Origin of the sequence: Spirabiliibacterium pneumoniae (genome assembly GCF_014884995.1) — a bacterium.
GTDB lineage: Bacteria > Pseudomonadota > Gammaproteobacteria > Enterobacterales > Pasteurellaceae > Spirabiliibacterium > Spirabiliibacterium pneumoniae.
Genome location: NZ_JABMII010000004.1, coordinates 227,724 through 250,080, shown reverse-complemented (window position 1 = coordinate 250,080; position 22,357 = coordinate 227,724). Strand labels below are relative to the sequence as shown.

The window sequence follows — 22,357 nt, the reverse complement described above, 5'->3', positions numbered from 1 at the left end:
CACTTTGCGCCCCAAAGTGCGGTTATTTTTCATCTGTACTCACACCTTAAAATCCTTTAGGATAGTTGCCATGTTGAATCCTATTGAGTATTGCCCATGAGTGCCCAAATTGCTGAAAATCCGTTCGTGTTAGTGGACGGTTCGTCTTACCTTTATCGTGCCTTTCACGCCTTCCCGCCCTTGACCAATTCGTTAGGCGAGCCAACAGGGGCGATGTATGGCGTGCTGAATATGTTAAAAAGCCTGATCGCGCAGGCCAATCCGAAATATATCGCCGTGGTGTTCGATGCCAAGGGAAAAACCTTCCGCGATGAACTTTATGCGCAATACAAATCCCACCGCCCGCCAATGCCGTCGGATTTGCGCGCCCAAATTGCGCCCTTGCACGCGATGATCAAACAACTGGGCATTCCGCTTTTGGTGGTGGACGGCGTGGAAGCGGATGATGTGATTGGCACATTGGCGGTGCAGGCCTCAAAGTGCGGTCAAAAGGTGCTGATTAGCACGGGCGATAAAGATATGGCGCAGCTGGTGGACGATAACATTATGTTGATCAACACCATGACCAATACGCTGCTCGACCGCGCAGGCGTAGAAGAAAAATACGGCATTCCGCCCGAGCTGATGATTGATTATTTAGCCCTTAGAGGGGACAGTTCGGATAACATTCCTGGCGTGCCTGGTGTGGGGGAAAAAACCGCACTAGCACTGTTGCAAGGCATCGGCTCGATGGCAAAAATCTACGCTAATTTAGGCGATGTGGCGAGTTTGTCGGTGCGTGGCGCGAAAACGTTAGGCGCTAAGCTTGAAGAAGCCAAAACGCTGGCCGAGCTGTCCTATCAATTGGCGACCATTAAAACCGATGTTGATTTGTCTATTGCATATGATCAACTCATTATGCAATCGCAAGACACCGACGGCTTGATTGAAGCATTTGGACGCTATGAATTTAAGCGGTGGTTGAGCGAATTATTGGGTGCTGAGAGCAAGCCAATGAATGTCAGCGCAGCGGCGAAAGGCAATAGTGAGCGCGAAAAAAATGAAAGTGCGGTTGTCGGCGTGAACATTGATCGCAGCCGTTATGACACCCTCTTAAGCCAAGAACAACTTGATGCGTGGCTGGAAAAATTATCCCAAGCCGCTTTGTTTGCGGTTGATTTGGAAACCACGTCATTGGATTATATGCAAGCGAGCATTGTGGGCGTGTCATTTGCGTTGGAAAACGGCGAAGCGGCGTACTTGCCACTGGCGCATCACTATCTTGATGTGCCTAAACAACTGGATTTTGACCGCACTTTGGCACAACTCAAGCCGATTTTAGAAAATCCAGCTATTGCGAAAGTGGGGCAGAATATCAAATATGATTACACCCTTTTTAACCGTTATGGCATTGTGCTGCAAGGCGTGAAGTTTGACACCATGCTGGAATCCTACACCCTTGATAGCACTGGGCGACATAATATGGATGATCTCGCCAAGCGGTATTTGGGGCATGAAACCATCACATTTGAAACTCTGGCAGGCAAAGGTAAAGGGCAGCTGACCTTTGATCAAATCGCGATCGAAAAAGCTGCTGAGTATGCCGCTGAAGATGCCGATGTGACGATGAAGCTTCATCAAGCGCTGTGGCCACAGTTAGCAAAAACAGATGCGCTCAAAACCTTGTTTGCAGAAATGGAAATGCCGCTGGCGTTGGTGCTCTCGCGCATTGAGCGCAACGGCGTGAAGCTCGATTGTGATTTGCTTTCACAACAAAGCCAAGAAATCACCGCCCGCTTGGCAGAGCTGGAAGCCGCCGCCCACGAGATTGCTGGCGAGCCGTTTAATTTGGCCTCCACCAAACAATTGCAAGGCATTTTATTCGACAAACTCGGCCTGCCCGTGTTGAAGAAAACCCCCAAAGGGGCGCCGAGCACCAACGAAGAGGTGCTAGAAGAGCTGGCGCTGAAGTATGAACTGCCGCGCTTGCTGCTTGAACACCGTGGGCTTGCGAAACTCAAGTCTACTTACACCGACAAATTGCCACAAATGGTTGACGCCAACACAGGGCGTGTACACACCTCTTATCATCAAGCGGTGACGATTACAGGCAGATTGTCGTCTAGTGATCCGAATTTGCAAAACATCCCAATCCGCAATGAAGCAGGGCGACGCATTCGTCAAGCCTTCATTGCAGAAAGCGGTAAGCGCATTGTGGCGGCGGACTATTCGCAAATTGAACTGCGGATTATGGCGCATTTATCAGGCGATAAAGGTTTGTGTGAGGCGTTTGCCAGTGGCAAAGATATCCACCGTGCCACGGCAGCGGAGATTTTTGGCGTCAGCCTTGAGGCAGTAAGCAGCGAGCAACGCCGCAGTGCCAAAGCGATCAACTTTGGGCTGATTTATGGCATGAGTGCCTTTGGACTGGCGCGCCAGTTGGGTATTGCGCGCAATCAAGCGCAGGATTATATCGATCTTTATTTTAAACGCTACCCAGGCGTGCAGCGCTTTATGAAAGACATTCAAGAAACAGCGCGCGCGCAGGGCTATGTGGAAACACTGTTCGGGCGGCGGCTGTATCTGCCTGAAATTCAATCCAGCAATGGTATGCGGCGCAAAGCGGCTGAGCGGGTGGCGATAAACGCACCTATGCAAGGCACGGCGGCAGATATTATCAAAAAAGCAATGTTGGCCATTGATGCAGAAATTCAACACAGTGATGACATCAAGATGATTATGCAGGTGCACGATGAACTCGTGTTTGAAGTGGCGGAAGAACATGTGGACAAATGGTGTGCGCTAATCAAAGAAAAAATGGAAAGTGCGGTTGCGTTGAATGTGCCATTAATTGCGGACGTGGGCGTGGGTGACAATTGGGACGAAGCACATTAAGGGTGAGCGATGAAATACAAAAATTTGCGTGACTTTTTAGATCTTTTAGAGCAACGTGGCGAGCTTAAGCGCATCAGCTTGCCGATTGATCCGCATTTAGAAATGACCGAAATCGCTGACCGCACTTTGCGGGCAGGGGGGCCGGCATTATTATTTGAAAACCCTGTGGGTTCTGATATTCCCGTGTTGTGTAACTTATTCGGTACAGCTAAACGCGTGGCGCTTGGCATGGGGCAAGAAGAAGTGAGTGCTCTGCGCGATGTGGGTAAATTGTTGGCGTTTTTGAAAGAGCCTGAGCCGCCAAAAGGCTTTAAAGATTTTATCCAAAAATTACCGCACTTTAAGCAAGTGCTTAATATGCCCACCAAAGTCTTGGGCAAAGCGCCATGTCAACAAGTGGTGTGGCAAGGCGAAGAGGTTGATTTATACAAATTGCCAATTATGCACTGCTGGCCAGGCGATGTGGCGCCACTGGTGACGTGGGGGTTGACGGTGACCAAAGGGCCTTATAAAAAGCGGCAAAATTTAGGCATTTATCGTCAGCAATTGATTGGCAAAAATAAATTGATTATGCGCTGGCTTTCTCATCGCGGCGGTGCGCTGGATTTTCAAGATTGGAAAGAGGCGCGCCCAAATGAGCCATTCCCGCTTTCAGTGGTGCTGGGCGCTGATCCTGCCACGATTTTGGGGGCAGTGACGCCTGTGCCAGATACGCTGTCGGAATATGCCTTTGCGGGGCTTTTGCGCGGCAATAAAACCGAGGTGGTGAAATCTCTTTCCAATGATATTGAAATTCCAGCCAGCGCGGAGATTGTACTTGAGGGCTATATCGACCCAGATGAAACCGCACTTGAGGGGCCTTATGGCGATCACACAGGGTATTATAACGAGCAGGACTATTTCCCCGTATTTACCGTTACCCATATCACCATGCGGGAAAATCCGATTTATCACTCGACTTACACTGGCCGCCCGCCTGATGAGCCTGCCGTGCTTGGTGAGGCGCTTAACGAAGTGTTTGTGCCGATTTTGCAAAAGCAGTTCCCTGAAATTGTGGATTTCTACTTGCCGCCAGAGGGCTGTTCTTATCGTTTGGCGGTGGTGACGATCAAAAAGCAATATCCAGGGCATGCTAAGCGGATTATGCTCGGAGTGTGGTCATTTTTACGCCAATTTATGTACACCAAGTATGTGATCGTATGTGATGACGACGTTAATGCGCGGGATTGGAAAGACGTGATTTGGGCGATTACCACCCGTAGCGATCCTGCCCGTGATGTGACAATGGTTGAGCATACGCCGATTGATTATCTTGATTTTGCCTCGCCAGTGTCAGGCTTGGGGTCAAAAATGGGGATCGATGCTACCAATAAGTGGCAAGGTGAAACTACAAGAGAATGGGGTATTCCTATTGTAAAAGATAAAGAAGTGGTAAAAAAAATAGATGAACTATGGGAAAAGTTAGCTATTTTTTAGAAAAATTATAGTTTACAACAGTGAGTTTTTGGGTTATGTTTAAGACCTAAAAGATTACTTTTAGACGAAACTTAAAATAATAAAACAAAATACAACACAACATCATCAACAACAGAGGTATCACATGAGCAGTTTACCAAGCTTAAACGACTTTCTAGCCCGTCTTGAACAACGCGACCCAAACCAACCTGAATTTTTGCAAGCCGCGCGTGAAGTGCTAACATCACTTTGGCCGTTTATTGAAAAAAATCCAAAATACCACTCCCAAGCCTTGCTTGAGCGCATTTGTGAGCCAGAGCGCGCGATTCAATTCCGTGTGCCATGGGTGGATGATAAAGGTCAAGTGCAAGTCAACCGCGCCTTCCGCGTGCAATTTAACAATGCCATTGGGCCATTTAAAGGCGGCTTGCGTTTTCACCCATCGGTGAACTTGTCGATTTTGAAATTCTTAGGCTTTGAGCAAGTGTTCAAAAATGCGCTGACCACGTTGCCAATGGGTGGTGGTAAAGGCGGATCAGACTTTGACCCGAAAGGCAAAAGTGACGGCGAAATCATGCGTTTTTGTCAAGCGTTAGTCACTGAACTTTACCGCCACGTTGGGCCAGACACTGACGTACCAGCTGGCGACATCGGTGTTGGCGGGCGTGAAATTGGTTACATCACGGGTATGATGAAAAAAATCACCAACAACACCGCCTGTGTTTATACAGGTAAAGGGTTAAGTTTTGGCGGTAGCCTGATTCGCCCTGAAGCGACAGGTTATGGCTTGGTGTATTTTGCGCAAGCGATGCTCAAACACAAAGGCGACAGCTTTAAAGGCAAAGTGGTGTCGGTTTCAGGCTCAGGTAACGTGGCACAATATGCGATTGAAAAATGTTTAGAGCTTGGTGCGAAAGTGGTGACCTGCTCTGATTCTCAAGGCACCGTGGTGGATAAAGATGGCTTTACCACTGAGAAACTCGCTGCCTTGATGGAAATCAAAAATGAAAAATATGGCCGCGTGAAAGAGTATGCTGAAAAATTCGGTCTTGAATACCGCGAAGGCGAAAAACCATGGAGCGTGAAAGTGGACATTGCGCTGCCTTGTGCGACCCAAAATGAACTTGGTCTTGAAGATGCGAAAACCTTGATTGCCAACGGCGTGCAATTGGTGGCAGAAGGCGCAAATATGCCAACCACCATTGAAGCAACTGATGAATTAATTGCAGCAGGTGTGGCTTTTGGCCCAGGTAAAGCCGCTAATGCGGGCGGAGTGGCAACCTCTGGCCTTGAAATGTCGCAAAACGCTCAACGCCTGAGCTGGACACGGGAAGAAGTGGATGCCAAATTGCACGAAATTATGTTGGATATCCACGCAGTGTGTGAGAAATACGGTAAACAAGCTGATGGCTCCATTAACTATGTGGTCGGGGCAAATATCGGTGGCTTTGTGAAAGTGGCTGATGCTATGCTCGCACAAGGTGTTTGCTAAGCAAACCCAAACCGCACTTTATGTTTTCTCAAGCCAGAGTTCGCTCTGGCTTTTTTGTAAATTATGCAAAGTGCGGTCAAGAAATTGATTCCCCTCTATTTTGTATTGATAAAAAAAGCGTATAATAACCACACGATTAATTCAATTAGTAAAATAATTAACAAGGACAGTCTAATCTATGTGTCAACTGCTAGGAATGAACTGCAATAGTCCGACCGATATTGTGTTTTCCTTTGAAGGCTTTCGCCGTAGAGCAGGCGTGACCGATCAGCACAATGATGGCTTTGGCATTGCATTTTTTGAAGGTAAAGGAGTGCGTATTTTCCGTGATGATCGCCCTGGTGCGTCTTCACCTGTGGCGGATTTGGTAAAGCAATATCATATTAAATCGTATAATGTCATTGCCCATATTCGCAAAGCTACGCGTGGTACAGTCAGCCTTGAAAACACTCATCCGTTTATCCGCGAAGTGTTTGGTGAGAATTGGGTGTTTGCGCATAATGGTAACCTTGAAACATTGCCTGAGCTTGAGCGCAGCCATTGCCACCCGATTGGCACGACTGATTCTGAAGCAGCATTTTGCTACATTGTTGACAGTATTAAAAACCGTTTTGCCAGCAAACCGAGCGAGCAAGACATTTTTGAGTTTATGAAAGAAATTACGCCTGAGCTTTCTAGCCGAGGCACATTTAACTACATTCTCTCCAATGGGCAATGGATGTTGGCGCATTGCTCTACCAATTTGCACTACATCTGTCGCAAAGCACCGTTCGGCAAAGCTTGTCGTGTTGATGATGATGAGGTGATCGATTTCAGCCAATACGCCAAGCCTGATGATCGCGTGGTGATCATTTCAACTTATCCACTAACCAAAGATGAACAGTGGACGCGCATGGGTAAACATGGCTTTGCCTTTTTCAAAGAAGGCGCGTTGTTGTTCAATGAGCCAGGGCGAACCTTTACGCCAGAAGAAATTGAAGCGATGCGCATCACCGCAGCCGATTGCAAGCCGCTTAAGGTGGCATAGTACAACATTCAATCTAATAAAAAACCGCACTTTATAGCAAAGTGCGGTTTTTGTTTACACAAGAGTACATTATTTGGCAAGTTGTTTGCTCGTTTTCTTAAACAATGTTAACGCAATAAAGCCAAATGCCAAGAAACATGATGAAATCAGCGCATAGAAGCCACCGTCCCAGCCAAAATTATCCACTAATGCACCTAACACTGTTCCAGCGCTGGCAGAGCCAATCAAATAGCCAAATAGTCCGGTTAAGCCTGTTGCTGTACCCGTTGCAACTTTGGGAACAAGGTCAGCAGCTTGTAAGCCAATCATCATCACAGGTCCATAGATCAAAAAGCCGATAGCGATCAAACACGCATTATCCACCGCAGGGTTGCCTGCTGGGTTTTTCCAATAAATGATAATCGCAATTAACACACCAACAAGAAATAATAACATGGGTGGCGCGCGGTGACCCTTGAAGACTTTATCACTTAAATAGCCACTGATAAGCATGCCTGGAATACCAGCATATTCATATAAGAAATAGGCCCAACTTTGTTTATCAAAGGAGAAATGTTTCACCTCTTTTAAGTAGGTTGGTGCCCAGTCGATAATTCCATAGCGGATGAAATAGACAAAAATATTAGCAATGGTGATCGCCCACAAAAATTTGTTGGTGAGAATATATTTGAAGAAAATATCGCGCCCAGTTAGGGTATGCGCGGAGGCGACTTGTTCACCTGTGGATTCCCCTTTGTATTCTTCAATCGGTGGCAACCCTTCAGATTCAGGCGTATCGCGCATTAAGAAGAACATAATCACACTGAGCAACACGGCAATGGTCGCTGGCAGATAGAACAACGCTTGCCAAGCGCCGAACAGATAAACCCCTAAAATAGCCAATGGCCCAATCAACCCACCACCGAGATTGTGGGAAATATTCCACCAGCTCCACCAAGACCCCCGCTCTGAGGTTGAAAACCAGTTTGTCATAGTTTTCGCACCAGGCGGATAGCCCATGCCTTGAAACCAGCCATTAAGCGCACTTAATGCCACCATCGTAGGCAGCGATGCCAGCACCCCTGGCACCAGCCCGAAAATCATACTCACTAAGGCAGAGGCGACTAAGCCAATGGAAATAAAGTATTTTGGATTAGAGCGATCAGACACATTACCCATAATAAATTTACTGAAACCATAAGCAATAGCCAGCGCGAAGGATACGGTACCAAGCTGGGCTTTGGTGTAGCCGTATTCTTCAATCAAGTGCGGTATTGCGAGGGAAAAGTTTTTACGAATGAGATAATAGGCGGCATAACCAATGAATACGCCAAAAAATACCTGCCAGCGCAAGCGTTTGTAGTCTTTATCGATTTGTTGTTGATTTTGTATGCGTGGCGCAGGCGGCGACGCTTTTAAAAAAGCAAACATAAAGCTCTCCAAGGTTGGATTAAAAAGTAAAAAATATGCAGGTTAAAGGGCGGTTATAATATGAAAAGCGCAAAAGAAAATCAATTTGTTTCTTTCCGAAAAATTGATGAGTGAAATCTCTCTCAGCCTTATGTTATCTTTCAGGTTTGAAATAAAAGGTTAATGTCGGGAAGAACATAGGTATTTTTCATTTATCCTACTTGTGACTTTTGTTTTATAATGCACAAGATTTTTTATGTAAAAAAGGAGAGATTATGACAACATTAATTGAGAATTTACACTGGCGACATGCAGTTAAAGCCTACACCCCAAATAAAAAAGTACCACAAGACAGTGTGGATAAAATTATTGAGGCAGTGCGCTTGGCGCCTACCTCATCAGGCTTACAGCCATTTGAGATGATCGTAATCGAAAATCAAGCACTGAAAGAAAAATTGAGCGAAACCGCACTTAACCCTGAATGTATGCGCAATTGCTCTCATGTGTTGGTGTTTGCTGCATGGGATAACTACACTGAACAACGCATAGATGACATGTATGATCGCATTACTGATGAGCGAGGTTTACCGCGAGGTCGCTTTGGGCGTTACACTACGATGCTCAAGCAAAAAGTTGCCCGCCACAGTGCAGAAGAAAATTTCAACCATGCTGCACATCAAACCTACATCGCCATGGGGCTGGCATTGGCACAAGCAGCTGAGCTACGAGTGGACACCACGCCAATCGAAGGCTTTGACAGCCAAGTGCTTGATGAGCTCTTAGGGCTAGCAGAAAAAGGGCTTAAAAGCGTATCCATGATCTACATCGGCTACGCCGACCCCACCAACGACTGGCTTGCCCCTATGAAAAAAGTCCGCCGCCATCGTGACGAAATGGTGACCGTTATCAAATAACTACGAAAAAGGCAAGCTAAGCTTGCCTTTTCAACGTGTTACGAAAAATTATACAAAATTATACACGCGATGTATAATTATACTCAGCGTGTATAATTTTGTATAAAAGAGGTGAACATGTATAGCGATCCTTTGTATTTTAAACGAGAGCAGCTGGCCAAAGGGTTACTGCTTAATCTTAAAGAAGGCATCACGCATGCCATCACGCTGTTTGCGCCAAGGCGGATGGGCAAAACCCAATTTTTGCTCAATGACGTACAGCCGCAGGCCAAGGCAATGGGGTTCAATGTCTTTTATTTCAGTTTTATGGACAATCAAGCAGGCGAGCTAAGTGTGCGTTTCACACAGGCTTTGCAAGCCTTTGCGATTGAGCTTGATGGCGTGATTGCACAAACGGTGAAAAATATCACCTCTGTATCTGTGCTGGGTGTGGGCATTGGTAAAGATAAAAGTGCGGTTGATAACACACCGCATGTCAGCCAGCTACTCAACCTCATTGCTAAAGAGAGCAAAAAGCCAACGCTATTACTGCTTGATGAAGTGCAAGAGTTGGCGCGTGAGCCTAGCACGGAGGGCTTAATCAAATCGCTGCGTACAGGCCTTGATACGAATCAGCAAAAAATTAAAGTGATTTTCACCGGCTCCAGCACCAATGGATTGCGCGCGATGTTTAATGATAATAAAGCGCCATTTTTTCATTTTGCGCATCCAATGGACTTCCCCATGCTGGACAAATCGTTTACCGACTTTTTGGCGAACGTTTACCATGCACGAACAGGGCGTGAATTGGATAAAACGACGTTATACAACACATTTAAAGAGCAGCTGGGGTCAATCCCACTGTATATGCGCTCTATTATTCAAGACATGATTGTCAACCCAACCTTGTTATTTGAGCAAGCGCTGGCACGGCGGGTGGAAGAGTTAAACGAGCGGACGGATTATAGCGCACAGTGGCGTGAGCTCAACGCGCTCGAGCAGCAGATCATTTTACATATTTTTCATGGCAACTCGCGATTATACACTCATGATGTGCGTCAGCGCTTTGCTGAAAAATTGGGCGTGGACAGCATTAGCAGCAGCCAAATTCAAGGGCAGGTGCGCAAGCTCACGCGGGCAGATTTAATCACAAAAGGGGGGGATAACACCTTCAAAATTGGTGATTCCCACTTTCACGCTTGGTTGAAAAACACCCTCCTTAACGAAGCGAAACCCTAAAGTGCGGTTGATGAAAAAGGCAAGCTCAGCTTGCCTTTTCAATGTGTTACGAAAAATTATACAAAATTATACACGCAAAATATAATTATATATCACACGTATAATTTTCTGTTCAGCCCCCGACCGCACTTTGATATTTCACGGTCGAGGGGGATGGCTTTAGGCGGTATGCAGCGGGATGGCGACTAAGGTGTAGGCGATAATCGCCGCGGTTGCCACCAGCATTGGCACTGAGGTGCGTTTAACCAGCAACATTGGGGAGATTTTCGCGCTACCAGACACCGCCACAATCACGCCAGCCACCGGCGACATTGCCCGCCCAGTGCTGGAGGCTTGCATCATTGGCGCAATCAAATAGACAGGGTTGATGCCTAAGTGGTCGGCCAAGCGAGGTGCAATTTCCACAAACGCGAAGAACGCCGCGCTGCCAGAGCCAGAGGCAATGGCAATCAACAGGGTTAAGAACACCATTGTCAGCATCATCACCAGTGAGGCGCCGTCCATTTGTCGGGTGGCATCAATCAAGGAAGAGACAAAGCCGACTTGCGACAGTCCTTCAGCAAAGACACCCGCCGCGACTAACAGCATGACTACCGCACTGAACGCTTCGGCCATCCCTTCATAGCATTTTTCGAGCCCGGTGAAGACGATCTCTGCACTTCTTTTGCGAAGAAATTCAATCACAGCTGCAATAATCAAAGTCAAAACTACCAAGCTGCCTAATGACATAGCAGGCAAGGTGAACGCGAATGATCCAAAGTGAATTTCTTTGCCAGTGAATACCAGTAGCCCAACAATCGGCAAAAACGGCAATAAACTGTAATACCAAGGTGCATCACTTAAGTGTGCCATAGGGTCGGTTGGCTCGATATCACCGTCTGCAGCGGTGATGATCAAGCCCTCTTTTTTATCGCAGTAACGTTGCCAGAAGAAATGAGCTACCGCGACGCACACCACAACAAACAAGCCCATCGGCACGGCGGTTTTGAACACGAAATCCGTCAACAATACTTTCGCATTTTCAGCCGAGGCGATCACTTCAGCGGAGGCTGGAGATAGGTTGACAATCAAGGTGGTGGCACACACTGCTGCCGCGCTAGGCACGCTGATGCCAAGCCCGACCATCACCGGGAAGAGGGTCGCCATTAAAAACACCCCAAGTGCGGTGGCCGAGGAGATGGCGAAAGACATCAAAGAGCCGATGATAAACCCGCCAATCATCAGAATATACGGTGAGCGCACTTTGTGCAGGGGTTTATACAAAATCCGCACGACAGCATCGTTAGCCCCGATATGCGACATATACACCGAAAATCCGATCAAAGTCATGATCAGCAAGCCTAAACCGCCGCCGCGTTTTTCCATTAGAGTATAGATATAATCGCTGATATCCACAAAGAACATGCCGCTTGGCTCTTTGATTGGCGAGTGGCCTAAAAATCCTGCTGCGATCAACAGAAAAACACCAACCGTGAGTAAAACGCCTTTGGCATTATAGCCTTTGATAATAAAGTAACCGACCGCCGCAATGGCCAGTGTGCCGAACCCAAGCCCGGTAAAATTAAACGTTTCCATACAATACTCCCATTAGATTAAACATGGGCGTAATATTAAACACAACGAGTGCAAAATAAAAGAACAGATTACATAAAAGTGCGGTTTAGACGGAGTATTGAAAAAAGATAAGTGAAATAGAATGAAATTTTGGTGGAGATAGACGGGATCGAACCGACGACCTCTTGCATGCCATGCAAGCGCTCTCCCAACTGAGCTATATCCCCAAAGAAATGCTTTCAAACAGAAAGTGCGGTTATATTAATGACCGCACTTTTATCTGTCAATCACTTTTGCAAAATTGCATGTGATTTTTGTTTAACTGACTAAATTTGATACGATCAGGCAAATTTCTGTTCGAGATAGGCAATGGCCTTTTTAATCCGTGCTAATGTGCGTTCTTGCCCGATAGCCTCAAGGGTTACGTCGAGTGACGGTGATTGCCCCGCTCCTGTCGCTGCCACGCGCAGCGGCATGCCCACTTTGCCCATGCCAAGCTCAAGTTCCGCGGCGGTTTGCTCAATCGCGTGGTGAATAGGTTCTGCTTGCCAGTTTGAAAGTGCGGTCAGTTTTTCAAGCACCAATTTCAGTGGCGCGATGGCACCTGCTTTGAAGTGTTTTTTGTCTGCCGCTTCGTCGTAAATTTCAAAATCTTGGTAGAAATAACGGCTGGCTAATGCCATTTCTTTGAGCGTTTGGCAGCGCTCGCCAAGCATTTTCACAATAGTGGTCAGCGCTGGACCATTGCTGGTGTCGATATGGTGATGTTGCATTTGCCATTCCAGCGCTTTAGCCACTTTCTCCACAGGCATTTCACGAATGTAGTGGTGGTTGAGCCATTTGAGCTTTTCAGTATTGAATGCGCTGGCTGAACGGCTTACTGAGTGGAGATCGAACAGTTCGATCATTTCATCTAAGCTGAAAATTTCTTGATCGCCATGCCCCCAGCCGAGACGCACGAGATAGTTGATCAGCGCTTCAGGCAAAATGCCTTCGTCGCGATATTCCATCACGCTCACTGCGCCGTGGCGTTTGGAGAGCTTTTTGTTGTCGTCGCCTAAAATCATCGACACATGAGCATAAACGGGAATCGGGGCGCCGAGGGCTTTTAAAATGTTGATTTGACGTGGGGTGTTGTTGATGTGATCTTCCCCACGTACCACGTGGGTGATACCCATATCCCAGTCGTCGATTACCACACAGAAGTTGTAGGTTGGTGAACCATCAGTGCGGCGAATGATGAGATCGTCTAGCTCGCTGTTGCTGATTTCAATGCGCCCACGAATAGCGTCGTCAAACACCACCGAGCCTTCTTGTGGATTTTTAAAGCGTACCACGTGTGGCTCCTCTGGTGAATGTTCATGCTGATCGTGCAAGCAGTGACGGTCATAGCGGGGTTTTTCTTTATTCGCTTCTTGCTGCTCGCGCAGTTCTTCAAGGCGCTCTTTTGAGCAGTAGCAGCGATATGCCAAGCCTTGCTCAAGCATTTGATCGATCACTTCGTTGTAGCGATCAAAGCGTTTAGTTTGATAATACGGCCCATGCTCCCAGTTTAATCCTAACCATTGCATACTGTCTAAAATGGCATCGGTCGCTTCTTGGGTGGAGCGTTCAAGATCGGTGTCTTCAATGCGCAGCACAAATTCGCCTTGATTGTGGCGGGCATAAAGCCAAGAGTAAAGTGCGGTGCGCGCGCCGCCCACATGCAAGTAGCCAGTTGGGCTTGGGGCAAAGCGGGTACGGATTTTGACATTGGGATCCAACTCAAAAAGGGGTTTCATTTCCATAATCTAACCTTAAAATTCGATTCGTTAAGCAAATTACGGCATATTGTACTCGGATGGCGAGATGATGAATAGCAAAAATCTCCATTAATGGCTAATTTTGCGCCAGTTAAGCATAAAAAAAGAAAAAGTCATTGACTGAAATACTGCGTCAATTATAATGCACCTTCACAACAAGTGGGTGATTAGCTCAGTTGGGAGAGCACCTCCCTTACAAGGAGGGGGTCACTGGTTCGAGCCCGGTATCACCCACCACTTTTTCAAGTACACTTGTTGCGCAAGATAAGGGTGATTAGCTCAGTTGGGAGAGCACCTCCCTTACAAGGAGGGGGTCACTGGTTCGAGCCCGGTATCACCCACCACTTATCTTGTACCCAATAAATCAAGGGGTGATTAGCTCAGTTGGGAGAGCACCTCCCTTACAAGGAGGGGGTCACTGGTTCGAGCCCGGTATCACCCACCACTTGATTTCCGCATTGCGGGCGATTAGCTCAGTTGGGAGAGCACCTCCCTTACAAGGAGGGGGTCACTGGTTCGAGCCCGGTATCGCCCACCATATTATTTTTATTGTAATTTCAGCCAAATTGACTACAATCAATTAACGTTTTCTTAACGGTGAATCGGATGAAATTATTCAATCGGCTACATAAAACCTGCGCACGCACTCGTTTTTATCTCACGTAAACCGCACTTTCACTTTTGCCCAGCGCATTTGCACGCCACCAAGCCCGCGCACTTGAGCGCTATTGGCAAATAATTCAGGCGAAAAACCCCGTCAAAGCCGCTGAGATACAAGCGCGGGTGAATTACTACAACAAGCTCAACGCGCCCTTTGACATCACGCACCACGCCGAGCGGCAGGTGATTGAATCATTTCGTTTAGGTGATAATGGCTCGACATATTATCTCGACAGCAAGCCGCTGCTGAAAATGTTCCCACCGCACTTTGCCTTTTTGCGTGAGTTTGGTGATGTTACCCACATTCCATCTGCGCCGAGCTTAGTTAAAAGCCGCCCGATTGCTGGCGATAACCAAAACGCCGTTGTGCTCAAGCTCGACAGCGTGCACCATTTTTATATTTACCCCGATAAAGTGCGGTTTGAAGACAAAAAACCAATGGTCGTATGGCGTGGTGCATCGCATCAGCCACACCGCCAGCGATTTCTAGAACGCTTTCATGATCACCCTTTGTGCGATGTGGGCTGCGTGCATAAGCGATCGTTGACAACGCCTTATCACCGTGATTTTTTAAGTGTAGCTGAACAGCTGCAATATCGCTATATCTTGAGCATTGAAGGCAATGATGTAGCAACCAATTTGAAATGGATTATGGCGTCGAATTCATTGTGTTTTATGGTCAAGCCCGTGTATGAAACCTGGCTAATGGAAGGTCGTCTTGAAGCGGGCAAGCACTACGTAGAGCTGAAAAGCGATTATTCCGATTTAGATGATAAAATCGCCTTTTACAACGCCCACCCCGAGCAGGCTAAGGCCATCATCACCAACGCCAATGCGTGGATGGCACAGTTTTTCAACGCCCGCGACGAGCAGCTGGTGAGCTACTTGGTGCTGGCGAAATATTTTCGGCTACAACAGGTGGCGAAGTAGATTATTTTGTTGTTTTTTTAAACAGATGGGTGTAGTGTGAGAGCCGAAAATAATAACTATCCTTAAGGGGGAACTATGCTAGGGCTACGTACAACACCCTATTCCGCACGCCATTATGGTGTAGCAACATTGGCTGGCATCATCGGCGGGATCCTCTCTGCCATGGTGAAATCTGGCTGTGAAGACATCTTGCCACCGCGCCCACCTGGCGCTGTGCCACCACCAATTGGCATCATCAATGACCTCGGCCTCTCGCCTGATTCCATGGTCTACACCTTCTCAGAGCAAGTCGTCAACTGGGGCGGCAACGGCATTCATTACCTCTTTTCCATCGCCATCGCGATTCTCTATTGCTGTTTAGTGGAGGTGTACCCCAAAGTGAAAATGGCCTGCGGCGTGGTGTTTGGGCTGGTGGTCGCGGTGCTTGGCTTTCACACCATTGTGCTGCCAATTTTGGGCCTCACTGCACCGATTTGGCAGTGGCCAGCCGACAGCTTGATTTCAGAGCTCATCGGCACCCCGATTTGGATCATCGTGATCGAAATGGTGCGCTACTACCTGCGCGGCCGCATCGTGGGCAGCCAAGTTAATTAATCGTAAAAACCGCACTTTAATCATCAAAGTGCGGTTTTTTGTGGGCATTATTTATGCCGTTCTTTCAACTTGCCAATCACATCTGCCCAGCTTAAGTTGGCATCTTGCAGCAACACAGTTAAGTGATAGGCCAAATCCGCCGCTTCGCAGATGGTTTCTTCACGGTCTTTCACGGTGGCAGCCAGTGCGGTTTCCACCCCTTCCTCGCCCACTTTTTGCGCAATGCGTTTGGTGCCGCGGGCGTAGAGTTGTGCGGTGTAGGAGCTTTGTGGATCGGCATGCTTGCGCTCGCCTAAAAGCCGTTCGAGCTTGGCGAAAAACACCCAATTGAGCGCATCACTTTGCCCAAATTGGTGAAAACAACTTTCAGCCCCCGTGTGGCAGGTTTCCCCAATCGGATCAGCAATGATCAACAGCGTATCGTTGTCGCAATCCACGCTCATATCCACCACGTTTAAAAAATGCCCTGAGGTTTCGCCTTTGGTCCACAACCGCTGTTTGGTGCGTGAGAAAAAGGTCACTTTTTTCTCTGCCAACGTTTTTTCCAACGCCTCGCGGTTCATGTAGCCAAGCATCAGCACCTCACTGGTGAGTGCACTTTGCACAATCACGGGCAACAGCCCGTCTACTTTTTGCCAATTGATTTCAGGCAGTGTTGTCATATTGTCCTTCCTGTTAGCGACGAATGTCGATCTGTTGCATGGCGAGATAATCCTTCAACTCGCCAATATTAATAATCTGTTTATGGAATACGCTCGCAGCCAGTGCGCCGTCGACGTTGGCGTCAACAAAGGCATCACGAAAATGCACCATTTCGCCTGCGCCACCTGAAGCAATCAGTGGCACGTGGCAGACTGACCGCACTTTTTTCAGCTGCACGAGGTCATAGCCGTTGCGCACGCCGTCTTGGTTCATCATGTTCAGCACAATTTCCCCCGCGCCGCGGCGTTGCACTTCTTCTACCCAGTCTAACGTTTGCCAAGTGGTTTGGCGAGTGCGTTTTTCGTCCCCCGTGAATTGGTTGACCCAGTATTTCTCCGTTTCAACGTCATGCCAAGTGTCGATCCCAACCACGATCGCCTGCACGCCAAAGCGATCAGCCAAGCGTTCGATAAGCGTTGGGTCGGCGAGTGCTGGCGAGTTGATGGAAATCTTATCCGCCCCAAAGGCGAAAATTTGCTCGGCATCGGCGACGGTTTTAATGCCGCCCGCCACGCAAAACGGAATGTCGATCACCTCTGCCACGCGCTGCACCCAGCTTTTATCAATGGTGCGTCCGTGCGCCGAAGCGGTGATGTCGTAAAACACCAGCTCATCAGCACCTTCTTCAGCGTAGCGTTTCGCCAGCGGTACAATATCGCCAATGATTTCGTGATTGCGGAACTGCACGCCCTTGACCACCTGCCCGTCGCGCACATCCAGACAAGGAATTATCCGTTTTGCCAACATGCGATTGCCTCCGCCACATTAAATTTGCCTTCCAACAGCGCACGGCCCACGATTACGCCAGCTACGCCTGTGCCTTTGAGGGCTTCAATGTCCGACAGCGAGCCAATGCCACCTGAGGACTGAAACCGCACTTTGGGAAATTGTGCGCACACTTGGCGGTACAAATCCACATTGGAACCAGCGAGCGTGCCGTCACGCGAGATATCAGTGCACAACACATGTTGCAAGCCTACTTGGCTGAAATCGTCGATCACATCCTCGAGTGTTAGGTTGCTGGTTTCCTGCCAGCCGTGAATGGCGATCAATTTCTGCTCGTTGATGATGTTAATATCCAGTGCCAGCACAAATTTTTCCGCACCGTAACGCGCAAACCAGCTTTTCACCATATTGGGCTGTTTGATAGCGGTTGAGCCAATCACAATACGGTTCGCCCCCACTTGGAGCAAGTCCGCCACATCACGCTCACTGCGAATGCCACCGCCCACTTGCACAGGGCAGCCCGTTTGCGCAATAATTTCGCCGATAAGGGCTGTTTGGCGCGCATTTGGGTCTTTAGCCCCCGTTAAATCCACCAAGTGGAGCTGCTCGGCGCCTTGAGCTACATAGTCAGCAAACTGCGTGATCGGGTCGTCGCTGTAAGTGGTCTGCTTGGCGTAATCGCCCTGATGCAGGCGCACCACATGCCCGTCGATTAAATCGAGCGCAGGAATGATAAGTGATGTTGTCATAGTCTTCCTTTTCCTAATTTTTTCTGAAATCAGCGCATTTACGCCAACCATAATCGTAATTTCAAGCCCCACGGGCTGGCAAGCCCTGTGGTGGCATGCACAATTTTGCCCTGTTTGATGATAATAATGCTCGGTGTGACCTGCACTTGCCACGCCTTTGCCAGCACGCCTTGTGGGTCATTAATGGTGCGAAAGTGATAATCGTGCTCACGCAAATAGGCCGCAACCGCACTTTTATCCCCCGAGCGCAACGCCACGCTCACCACCTGCACGCCCTCATCGGCAAGGCTCGCCACCGCAGGCGAAGTGAGCCGACAAATCGAGCACCAACTGCCCCAAAAATAGAGCAACACAGGCTTTTCCTCACTCAATTGCCCCAAGTGCAAAGTGCGGTCATTGATATCCACCCACTCTTGCGCCAGCGCATTTTGCGGCGCAACGGGGCGGCGGAGGTGGTCGATAATCAGCGAGAGCACCAGCAATGTCAGGGCGAGGGCGATGACATTTTTCAGCCCCTTTTTTATCCAAGGGCGCATTATACTTTCTCCACAAAATTGCGCAGCAGTTGCGCGCCGGCTTTGCCGGAGCGTTCGGGGTGGAACTGCACGCCGTAGAAATTGCCGCGCGCGATGGCAGCCGAGAATGGCTCGCCATAGTCACAGGTGGCGATGGTGTGCTCGTTTGGGCGCACGCCAAAGCTGTGGACAAAATAGAAGTAGCTGTCTTGCGCAATCCCGTCAAACAGCGGGTGGGCGTCTTCAAACCGCACTTTGTTCCAGCCCATGTGTGGCAGTGGCAGCGCGCAGTCAAGCAGCTTTTCAGTTTGCCCACCAATCACGCCGAGCGCCGCCACATTGCCCTCGGTGGAGAAATCCGTCATCAGCTGCATGCCAAGACAAATGCCCAAAACAGGTTGGGTGAGGGCTTGGATGGTGTCAATCAAATCGCGATCGCGCAAGTTCGCCATCGCCGCATTCGCCGTGCCCACGCCGGGCAATAACAATTTATCCGCTGAACGGATCGCATTTAAATCACGGCTAATCTCAGCGGCAATCCCTAGGCGATCAAACGCAAATTTAACAGAAGACAGGTTCGCACAACCTGTGTCGATGATGGTGAGTTTCATAATATTCCTTATTAAACTATTCTCGCCCTTGATGTTGACTTAATGTTATACCTTGTTTTGTTTTCCAATCTACCCAGCCGTTAGATGAGCCTAAAAGTAGAAAACTTGATGCACCGCTAGGGGTTTGGAAGAGATAATTTTGCTGAAAAATACAGCGATCACCTTCACGCCTAAGAATACCTTTAAGTAAAAAATGATCCCGTTTTTCAACGGATTTGATATCCATTTTGCGTTTGACTGCATAGGGCATACTTGATCCCTTTAATACGACCATACCATCATTGGTGTAAATGCCCTGTGCATCTACGCCACCACGAGTACAGCAAAAGATCGTTTGCTGTTCATTATGTTCAGTGAGTAGCGGTTCAAAAATTGGGTAACCTAGCGTAGCAAGTAAAAGTGCGGTGATATCATGGATTTGATCACAGTCTGCTTTCATGGGCGCAGTAATATGTGTTTTTTGACCATTATTTGCATTAACAACTTGATAACGTTCGCATGATTTGGCTTTTTCGAGCGATAGTGCCTCAAGATAAAGCACATGGGTTTGGGTTAAATTCCGTGTTAGTGAAACCAACACCAGCGCACGCTCCCAGTCTTCATATTCTGTTCTAGGATCTTGATGATGGCGCAATAATCGTGCGCCAATATCATTTGATTGCCCAATATAGACACGCTCTTTATTTTCACCCGCAATTAAAAAATAAAGCGCCACTTGCTTGGCATCTTCCATGGCTAAAAAGGCAGGCAAATCACGCCGCGGCACTTCAATGACACGCATGATAGATGTTGTCTGTTCAGCGATGCGAATACTTGTCGGATCACCGCTTGGAAGAAAAATTTGGATTGTTCGTGGGTAATTTTTATCCATTATTTTTACCTCATTAAAGTGCGGTCGCACCGCACTTTGCCATTACAACACCCCTTTCGAGCTGGGTAGCACGTCGCTTTCGACTTTAAAGGCTTGGCGCAGGGTGCGGCCGAAGCATTTGAAGAGGGCTTCCACTTGGTGGTGGGCGTTTTTGCCTTTGACTTTCAAATGCAAGGTGCAGGCGAGCGCGTAGGTGAGCGACATGAAAAAGTGCTCCACCATTTCGGTGCTGAAATCGCCGACTTTGTCACGGGTGAATTTAGCTTTAAATTTCAGGTATGGGCGCCCCGATAAGTCCAATGAGCATTGTGCTTCGCATTCGTCCATCGGTAGCACAAAGCCAAAGCGGGCGATGCCACGTTTGTCGCCAAGGGCTTGTTTAAGCGCCTCGCCGAGAGCCAGTGCGGTGTCTTCAATGGTGTGGTGATCGTCAATATGCAAGTCGCCGTTGACTTTCACATTCATTCTAAAGCCGCCGTGGGTGGCGATTTGGTCGAGCATATGGTCGAAAAAGCCTAAGCCCGTTGCGATGTTGTTCACGCCTGTTTCATCCAGCCATACTTCCACGTGAATGTCGGTTTCTTTGGTGGTGCGTGTTACGCTAGCGTGGCGTGGTGCGTGATCTTTATACACTTTTTTCTCGGCGAGGATCTTTTCTGCGATCAGCTCCCACGGTAATTTTTCAGGGTGATATTGTAAGCCTGTAATGCCTAAATTCTCCGCCAATTGCAAATCGGTTTCACGATCGCCAATCACAAAACTGTGGGCAGGGTCAAATAGTTTTTTGCTGATGTACTTTTTCAATAATTTGGTTTTCGGCTTGCGGCAGTCGCAGTTGTCTTCGGGCTTGTGTGGGCAGATCACGATGTCATCAAAGGTAATGCCTTGGGAGCGGAAAATCTCCAGCATGGCGTTGTGGGGCGCGTCAAAATCCGCCTGCGGGAAGGACTCGGTGCCTAGGCCGTCTTGGTTGCTGACCATCACAAAACGGTAGCCATTATCTTTGAGTTTCAACAAAGCGGGAATCACGTTCGGCTCGAGCTTTAACTTCTCGAGGCTGTCGATTTGAAAGTCAGTTTTTGGCTCGTCAATTAGCGTGCCGTCGCGGTCGATAAACAGGATATTTTGTTGTGTCATAATCAGTCCTTAGCGTTGTGCAAATGCGTTAATTGCAGCGAGTGTGCGTTCGTTTTCGTCTTGGGTGCCAATGGTCATGCGGATGCAGTTTTGCAGCATTAATTGGCTGTGTTGGTTGCGCAGGATAATGCCGTTGTCCCACAGGTATTTAAACAGGGCTTGGCCGTCTTTGGCGCGAAAGAGCACATAGTTGGTGGCGCTGTCAAAAACGTGCTCGATAATCGGGCATTGTTGCAAGGCGTTGATCACCCAAGTGCGGTTATCCAACACCTCTTGCACCCGCACACGCATGGCGTTTAAGCCCTCTTCACTCAAGGCTTGCTCGGCAATGTCGCTCACTGGCACCGGGATCGGGTAAGGGGCGATCACTTTTTGTAACACGCCAATCAGTTCGGCATTGGCGAGCGTGAAACCACAACGCAATCCTGCCAAGGCAAAGGCTTTAGACAGTGTGCGGATAATCGCTAAGTGCGGGTAGCGCGCTAAAAGTGCGGTCACACTGTGCTGCGGGCAAAATTCAATGTAGGCCTCATCCACCACCACAAGGGCGCGCTCGGCGGTCATATCCAAAAGTGCGGTCAGGTCGTCACGGTTAATTAGCGTGCCCGTCGGGTTATTCGGTGAGCAGACAAACACCACTTTCACACTGTTGAGATTGCGTTTGATTTCGCTCAAATCCAGCTGAAAATCCTCACGCAGCGGTACGGCTTTGAGCGCCACGCCGCAGGTTTCACTGCTCACCGCATACATACCGTAAGTTGGCGGGCAGTAGAGTACGGCATCTTGGCCAGGCTCGCAAAACGCGCGGATAATCAGCTCAATGGCTTCATCGCCACCGCGGCTAACCAGCACATTGCTGTCATCAAGGCCGGCGTATTGGGCATAGCGCGAAACCAACGTTTGCGGCTGCGCCTCAGGGTAGCGGTGAAAAGTACGGTTTTGCAGCGCAATGTCGGGCGAGCTGTGATATTCATTCGCGTTAAGCCAAATATCGCCACTGCCACCCAAACGCCGTGCAGATTGATACGGTGTCAGCGCTTGAATGTTTTTGCGTGATAATGCTGTGATTGTCATGGTGTTCTCTCTTAAATACTATTAACGGTTCTATTGCACGTTTTTTGAGCTGTTGCATTTTTT

19 protein-coding genes and 5 tRNA genes are annotated in these 22,357 nt (G+C 48.4%); 12 read left to right on the top strand and 12 right to left on the bottom strand.

Annotated elements, in window-relative coordinates:
- The first annotated feature begins 96 nt into the window (after nt 1–96).
- From polA to HPC38_RS03595, 4 genes are all read left to right on the top strand, one after another.
- Nucleotides 97–2,874 (top strand): DNA polymerase I, encoded by a 2,778-nt coding sequence (polA, locus tag HPC38_RS03610; protein ID WP_208119905.1) that lies wholly within the window; start codon nt 97–99, stop codon nt 2,872–2,874.
- A gap of 9 nt (nt 2,875–2,883) precedes the next feature.
- Nucleotides 2,884–4,350 (top strand): 4-hydroxy-3-polyprenylbenzoate decarboxylase, encoded by a 1,467-nt coding sequence (gene ubiD / locus HPC38_RS03605; RefSeq protein ID WP_208119904.1) that lies wholly within the window; start codon nt 2,884–2,886, stop codon nt 4,348–4,350.
- A 124-nt stretch (nt 4,351–4,474) separates the two neighbouring features.
- Nucleotides 4,475–5,821 (top strand): NADP-specific glutamate dehydrogenase, encoded by a 1,347-nt coding sequence (gene gdhA / locus HPC38_RS03600; RefSeq protein WP_208119903.1) that lies wholly within the window; start codon nt 4,475–4,477, stop codon nt 5,819–5,821.
- Between the two features lie 178 nt (nt 5,822–5,999).
- Nucleotides 6,000–6,848: a class II glutamine amidotransferase gene (locus HPC38_RS03595; protein ID WP_208119902.1), complete on the top strand. Its 849-nt coding sequence runs from the start codon at nt 6,000–6,002 to the stop codon at nt 6,846–6,848.
- A 69-nt stretch (nt 6,849–6,917) separates the two neighbouring features.
- Here HPC38_RS03595 and pgtP read toward each other — a convergent pair whose 3' ends face one another.
- Nucleotides 6,918–8,258 carry a phosphoglycerate transporter protein PgtP gene (pgtP, locus tag HPC38_RS03590; protein ID WP_208119901.1) on the bottom strand — a complete coding sequence of 447 codons (1,341 nt, stop codon included), beginning with the start codon at nt 8,256–8,258 and terminating at the stop codon, nt 6,918–6,920.
- Nucleotides 8,259–8,512: 254 nt separating this feature from the next.
- On the opposite strand from pgtP, the gene HPC38_RS03585 reads away from it, so the two are divergent.
- Nucleotides 8,513–9,151: an NAD(P)H-dependent oxidoreductase gene (locus HPC38_RS03585; protein WP_208119900.1), complete on the top strand. Its 639-nt coding sequence runs from the start codon at nt 8,513–8,515 to the stop codon at nt 9,149–9,151.
- Between the two features lie 117 nt (nt 9,152–9,268).
- Nucleotides 9,269–10,369, top strand: a complete 1,101-nt coding sequence (locus HPC38_RS03580) for an ATP-binding protein (RefSeq protein ID WP_208119899.1) — start codon at nt 9,269–9,271, stop codon at nt 10,367–10,369.
- 159 nt (nt 10,370–10,528) lie between these two features.
- On the opposite strand, the gene dcuC is transcribed toward HPC38_RS03580, so the two are convergent.
- From dcuC to gltX, 3 genes are all read right to left on the bottom strand, one after another.
- Nucleotides 10,529–11,944: an anaerobic C4-dicarboxylate transporter DcuC gene (gene dcuC / locus HPC38_RS03575; RefSeq protein ID WP_208119898.1), complete on the bottom strand. Its 1,416-nt coding sequence runs from the start codon at nt 11,942–11,944 to the stop codon at nt 10,529–10,531.
- Nucleotides 11,945–12,074: 130 nt separating this feature from the next.
- Nucleotides 12,075–12,150: transfer RNA gene (locus HPC38_RS03570), tRNA-Ala, on the bottom strand.
- Nucleotides 12,151–12,264: 114 nt separating this feature from the next.
- Nucleotides 12,265–13,710: a glutamate--tRNA ligase gene (gltX, locus tag HPC38_RS03565; RefSeq protein WP_208119897.1), complete on the bottom strand. Its 1,446-nt coding sequence runs from the start codon at nt 13,708–13,710 to the stop codon at nt 12,265–12,267.
- A 176-nt stretch (nt 13,711–13,886) separates the two neighbouring features.
- On the opposite strand from gltX, the gene HPC38_RS03560 reads away from it, so the two are divergent.
- The 6 genes from HPC38_RS03560 (at nt 13,887) to HPC38_RS03535 (ending at nt 15,909) form a co-directional block, all read left to right on the top strand.
- A tRNA-Val gene (locus HPC38_RS03560) sits at nt 13,887–13,962 on the top strand.
- Between the two features lie 31 nt (nt 13,963–13,993).
- Nucleotides 13,994–14,069 (top strand) — tRNA-Val (locus HPC38_RS03555).
- A 25-nt stretch (nt 14,070–14,094) separates the two neighbouring features.
- Nucleotides 14,095–14,170 (top strand) — tRNA-Val (locus tag HPC38_RS03550).
- A 17-nt stretch (nt 14,171–14,187) separates the two neighbouring features.
- A tRNA-Val gene (locus HPC38_RS03545) sits at nt 14,188–14,263 on the top strand.
- Nucleotides 14,264–14,406: 143 nt separating this feature from the next.
- Nucleotides 14,407–15,315 (top strand): glycosyl transferase family 90, encoded by a 909-nt coding sequence (locus HPC38_RS03540; protein WP_208119896.1) that lies wholly within the window; start codon nt 14,407–14,409, stop codon nt 15,313–15,315.
- A gap of 75 nt (nt 15,316–15,390) precedes the next feature.
- The gene (locus tag HPC38_RS03535; RefSeq protein ID WP_208119895.1) at nt 15,391–15,909 is read left to right on the top strand and encodes a DUF1440 domain-containing protein; all 519 of its coding nucleotides are present in this window, start codon (nt 15,391–15,393) and stop codon (nt 15,907–15,909) included.
- A 47-nt stretch (nt 15,910–15,956) separates the two neighbouring features.
- On the opposite strand, the gene hisIE is transcribed toward HPC38_RS03535, so the two are convergent.
- The 8 genes from hisIE to hisC are packed head-to-tail and all read right to left on the bottom strand — an operon-like array spanning nt 15,957 to nt 22,294.
- Nucleotides 15,957–16,571 carry a bifunctional phosphoribosyl-AMP cyclohydrolase/phosphoribosyl-ATP diphosphatase HisIE gene (hisIE, locus tag HPC38_RS03530; protein WP_208119894.1) on the bottom strand — a complete coding sequence of 205 codons (615 nt, stop codon included), beginning with the start codon at nt 16,569–16,571 and terminating at the stop codon, nt 15,957–15,959.
- A gap of 13 nt (nt 16,572–16,584) precedes the next feature.
- Nucleotides 16,585–17,358: an imidazole glycerol phosphate synthase subunit HisF gene (hisF, locus tag HPC38_RS03525; RefSeq protein WP_208119893.1), complete on the bottom strand. Its 774-nt coding sequence runs from the start codon at nt 17,356–17,358 to the stop codon at nt 16,585–16,587.
- Nucleotides 17,340–18,086, bottom strand: a complete 747-nt coding sequence (gene hisA, locus HPC38_RS03520; RefSeq protein WP_208119892.1) for a 1-(5-phosphoribosyl)-5-[(5-phosphoribosylamino)methylideneamino]imidazole-4-carboxamide isomerase — start codon at nt 18,084–18,086, stop codon at nt 17,340–17,342. Before hisA ends, hisF begins: the two co-directional genes overlap by 19 nt.
- A 38-nt stretch (nt 18,087–18,124) precedes the next feature.
- Complete coding sequence (locus tag HPC38_RS03515) at nt 18,125–18,622, bottom strand: protein disulfide oxidoreductase (RefSeq protein WP_208119891.1); 498 nt, start codon at nt 18,620–18,622, stop codon at nt 18,125–18,127.
- On the bottom strand, nt 18,622–19,215 hold the full coding sequence (gene hisH / locus HPC38_RS03510) for an imidazole glycerol phosphate synthase subunit HisH (RefSeq protein ID WP_208120065.1): 594 nt from the start codon (nt 19,213–19,215) through the stop codon (nt 18,622–18,624). The genes HPC38_RS03515 and hisH overlap by 1 nt, the downstream gene beginning before the upstream one ends.
- Before the next feature lie 13 nt (nt 19,216–19,228).
- Nucleotides 19,229–20,083 carry a GIY-YIG nuclease family protein gene (locus HPC38_RS03505; RefSeq protein ID WP_208119890.1) on the bottom strand — a complete coding sequence of 285 codons (855 nt, stop codon included), beginning with the start codon at nt 20,081–20,083 and terminating at the stop codon, nt 19,229–19,231.
- A gap of 42 nt (nt 20,084–20,125) precedes the next feature.
- The gene (gene hisB, locus HPC38_RS03500) at nt 20,126–21,220 is read right to left on the bottom strand and encodes a bifunctional histidinol-phosphatase/imidazoleglycerol-phosphate dehydratase HisB (RefSeq protein WP_208119889.1); all 1,095 of its coding nucleotides are present in this window, start codon (nt 21,218–21,220) and stop codon (nt 20,126–20,128) included.
- 9 nt (nt 21,221–21,229) lie between these two features.
- Nucleotides 21,230–22,294 carry a histidinol-phosphate transaminase gene (hisC, locus tag HPC38_RS03495; protein ID WP_208119888.1) on the bottom strand — a complete coding sequence of 355 codons (1,065 nt, stop codon included), beginning with the start codon at nt 22,292–22,294 and terminating at the stop codon, nt 21,230–21,232.
- Between the last annotated feature and the right edge of the window lie 63 nt (nt 22,295–22,357).

Coding starts and splice junctions, on each gene's coding strand:
- polA (WP_208119905.1), top strand. CDS start 97: ATGAGTGCCCAAATTGCTGAAAATCCGTTCGTGTTAGTGGACGGTTCG.
- ubiD (WP_208119904.1), top strand. CDS start 2,884: ATGAAATACAAAAATTTGCGTGACTTTTTAGATCTTTTAGAGCAACGT.
- gdhA (WP_208119903.1), top strand. CDS start 4,475: ATGAGCAGTTTACCAAGCTTAAACGACTTTCTAGCCCGTCTTGAACAA.
- HPC38_RS03595 (WP_208119902.1), top strand. CDS start 6,000: ATGTGTCAACTGCTAGGAATGAACTGCAATAGTCCGACCGATATTGTG.
- pgtP (WP_208119901.1), bottom strand. CDS start 8,258: ATGTTTGCTTTTTTAAAAGCGTCGCCGCCTGCGCCACGCATACAAAAT.
- HPC38_RS03585 (WP_208119900.1), top strand. CDS start 8,513: ATGACAACATTAATTGAGAATTTACACTGGCGACATGCAGTTAAAGCC.
- HPC38_RS03580 (WP_208119899.1), top strand. CDS start 9,269: ATGTATAGCGATCCTTTGTATTTTAAACGAGAGCAGCTGGCCAAAGGG.
- dcuC (WP_208119898.1), bottom strand. CDS start 11,944: ATGGAAACGTTTAATTTTACCGGGCTTGGGTTCGGCACACTGGCCATT.
- gltX (WP_208119897.1), bottom strand. CDS start 13,710: ATGGAAATGAAACCCCTTTTTGAGTTGGATCCCAATGTCAAAATCCGT.
- HPC38_RS03535 (WP_208119895.1), top strand. CDS start 15,391: ATGCTAGGGCTACGTACAACACCCTATTCCGCACGCCATTATGGTGTA.
- hisIE (WP_208119894.1), bottom strand. CDS start 16,571: ATGACAACACTGCCTGAAATCAATTGGCAAAAAGTAGACGGGCTGTTG.
- hisF (WP_208119893.1), bottom strand. CDS start 17,358: ATGTTGGCAAAACGGATAATTCCTTGTCTGGATGTGCGCGACGGGCAG.
- hisA (WP_208119892.1), bottom strand. CDS start 18,086: ATGACAACATCACTTATCATTCCTGCGCTCGATTTAATCGACGGGCAT.
- HPC38_RS03515 (WP_208119891.1), bottom strand. CDS start 18,622: ATGCGCCCTTGGATAAAAAAGGGGCTGAAAAATGTCATCGCCCTCGCC.
- HPC38_RS03505 (WP_208119890.1), bottom strand. CDS start 20,083: ATGGATAAAAATTACCCACGAACAATCCAAATTTTTCTTCCAAGCGGT.
- hisB (WP_208119889.1), bottom strand. CDS start 21,220: ATGACACAACAAAATATCCTGTTTATCGACCGCGACGGCACGCTAATT.
- hisC (WP_208119888.1), bottom strand. CDS start 22,294: ATGACAATCACAGCATTATCACGCAAAAACATTCAAGCGCTGACACCG.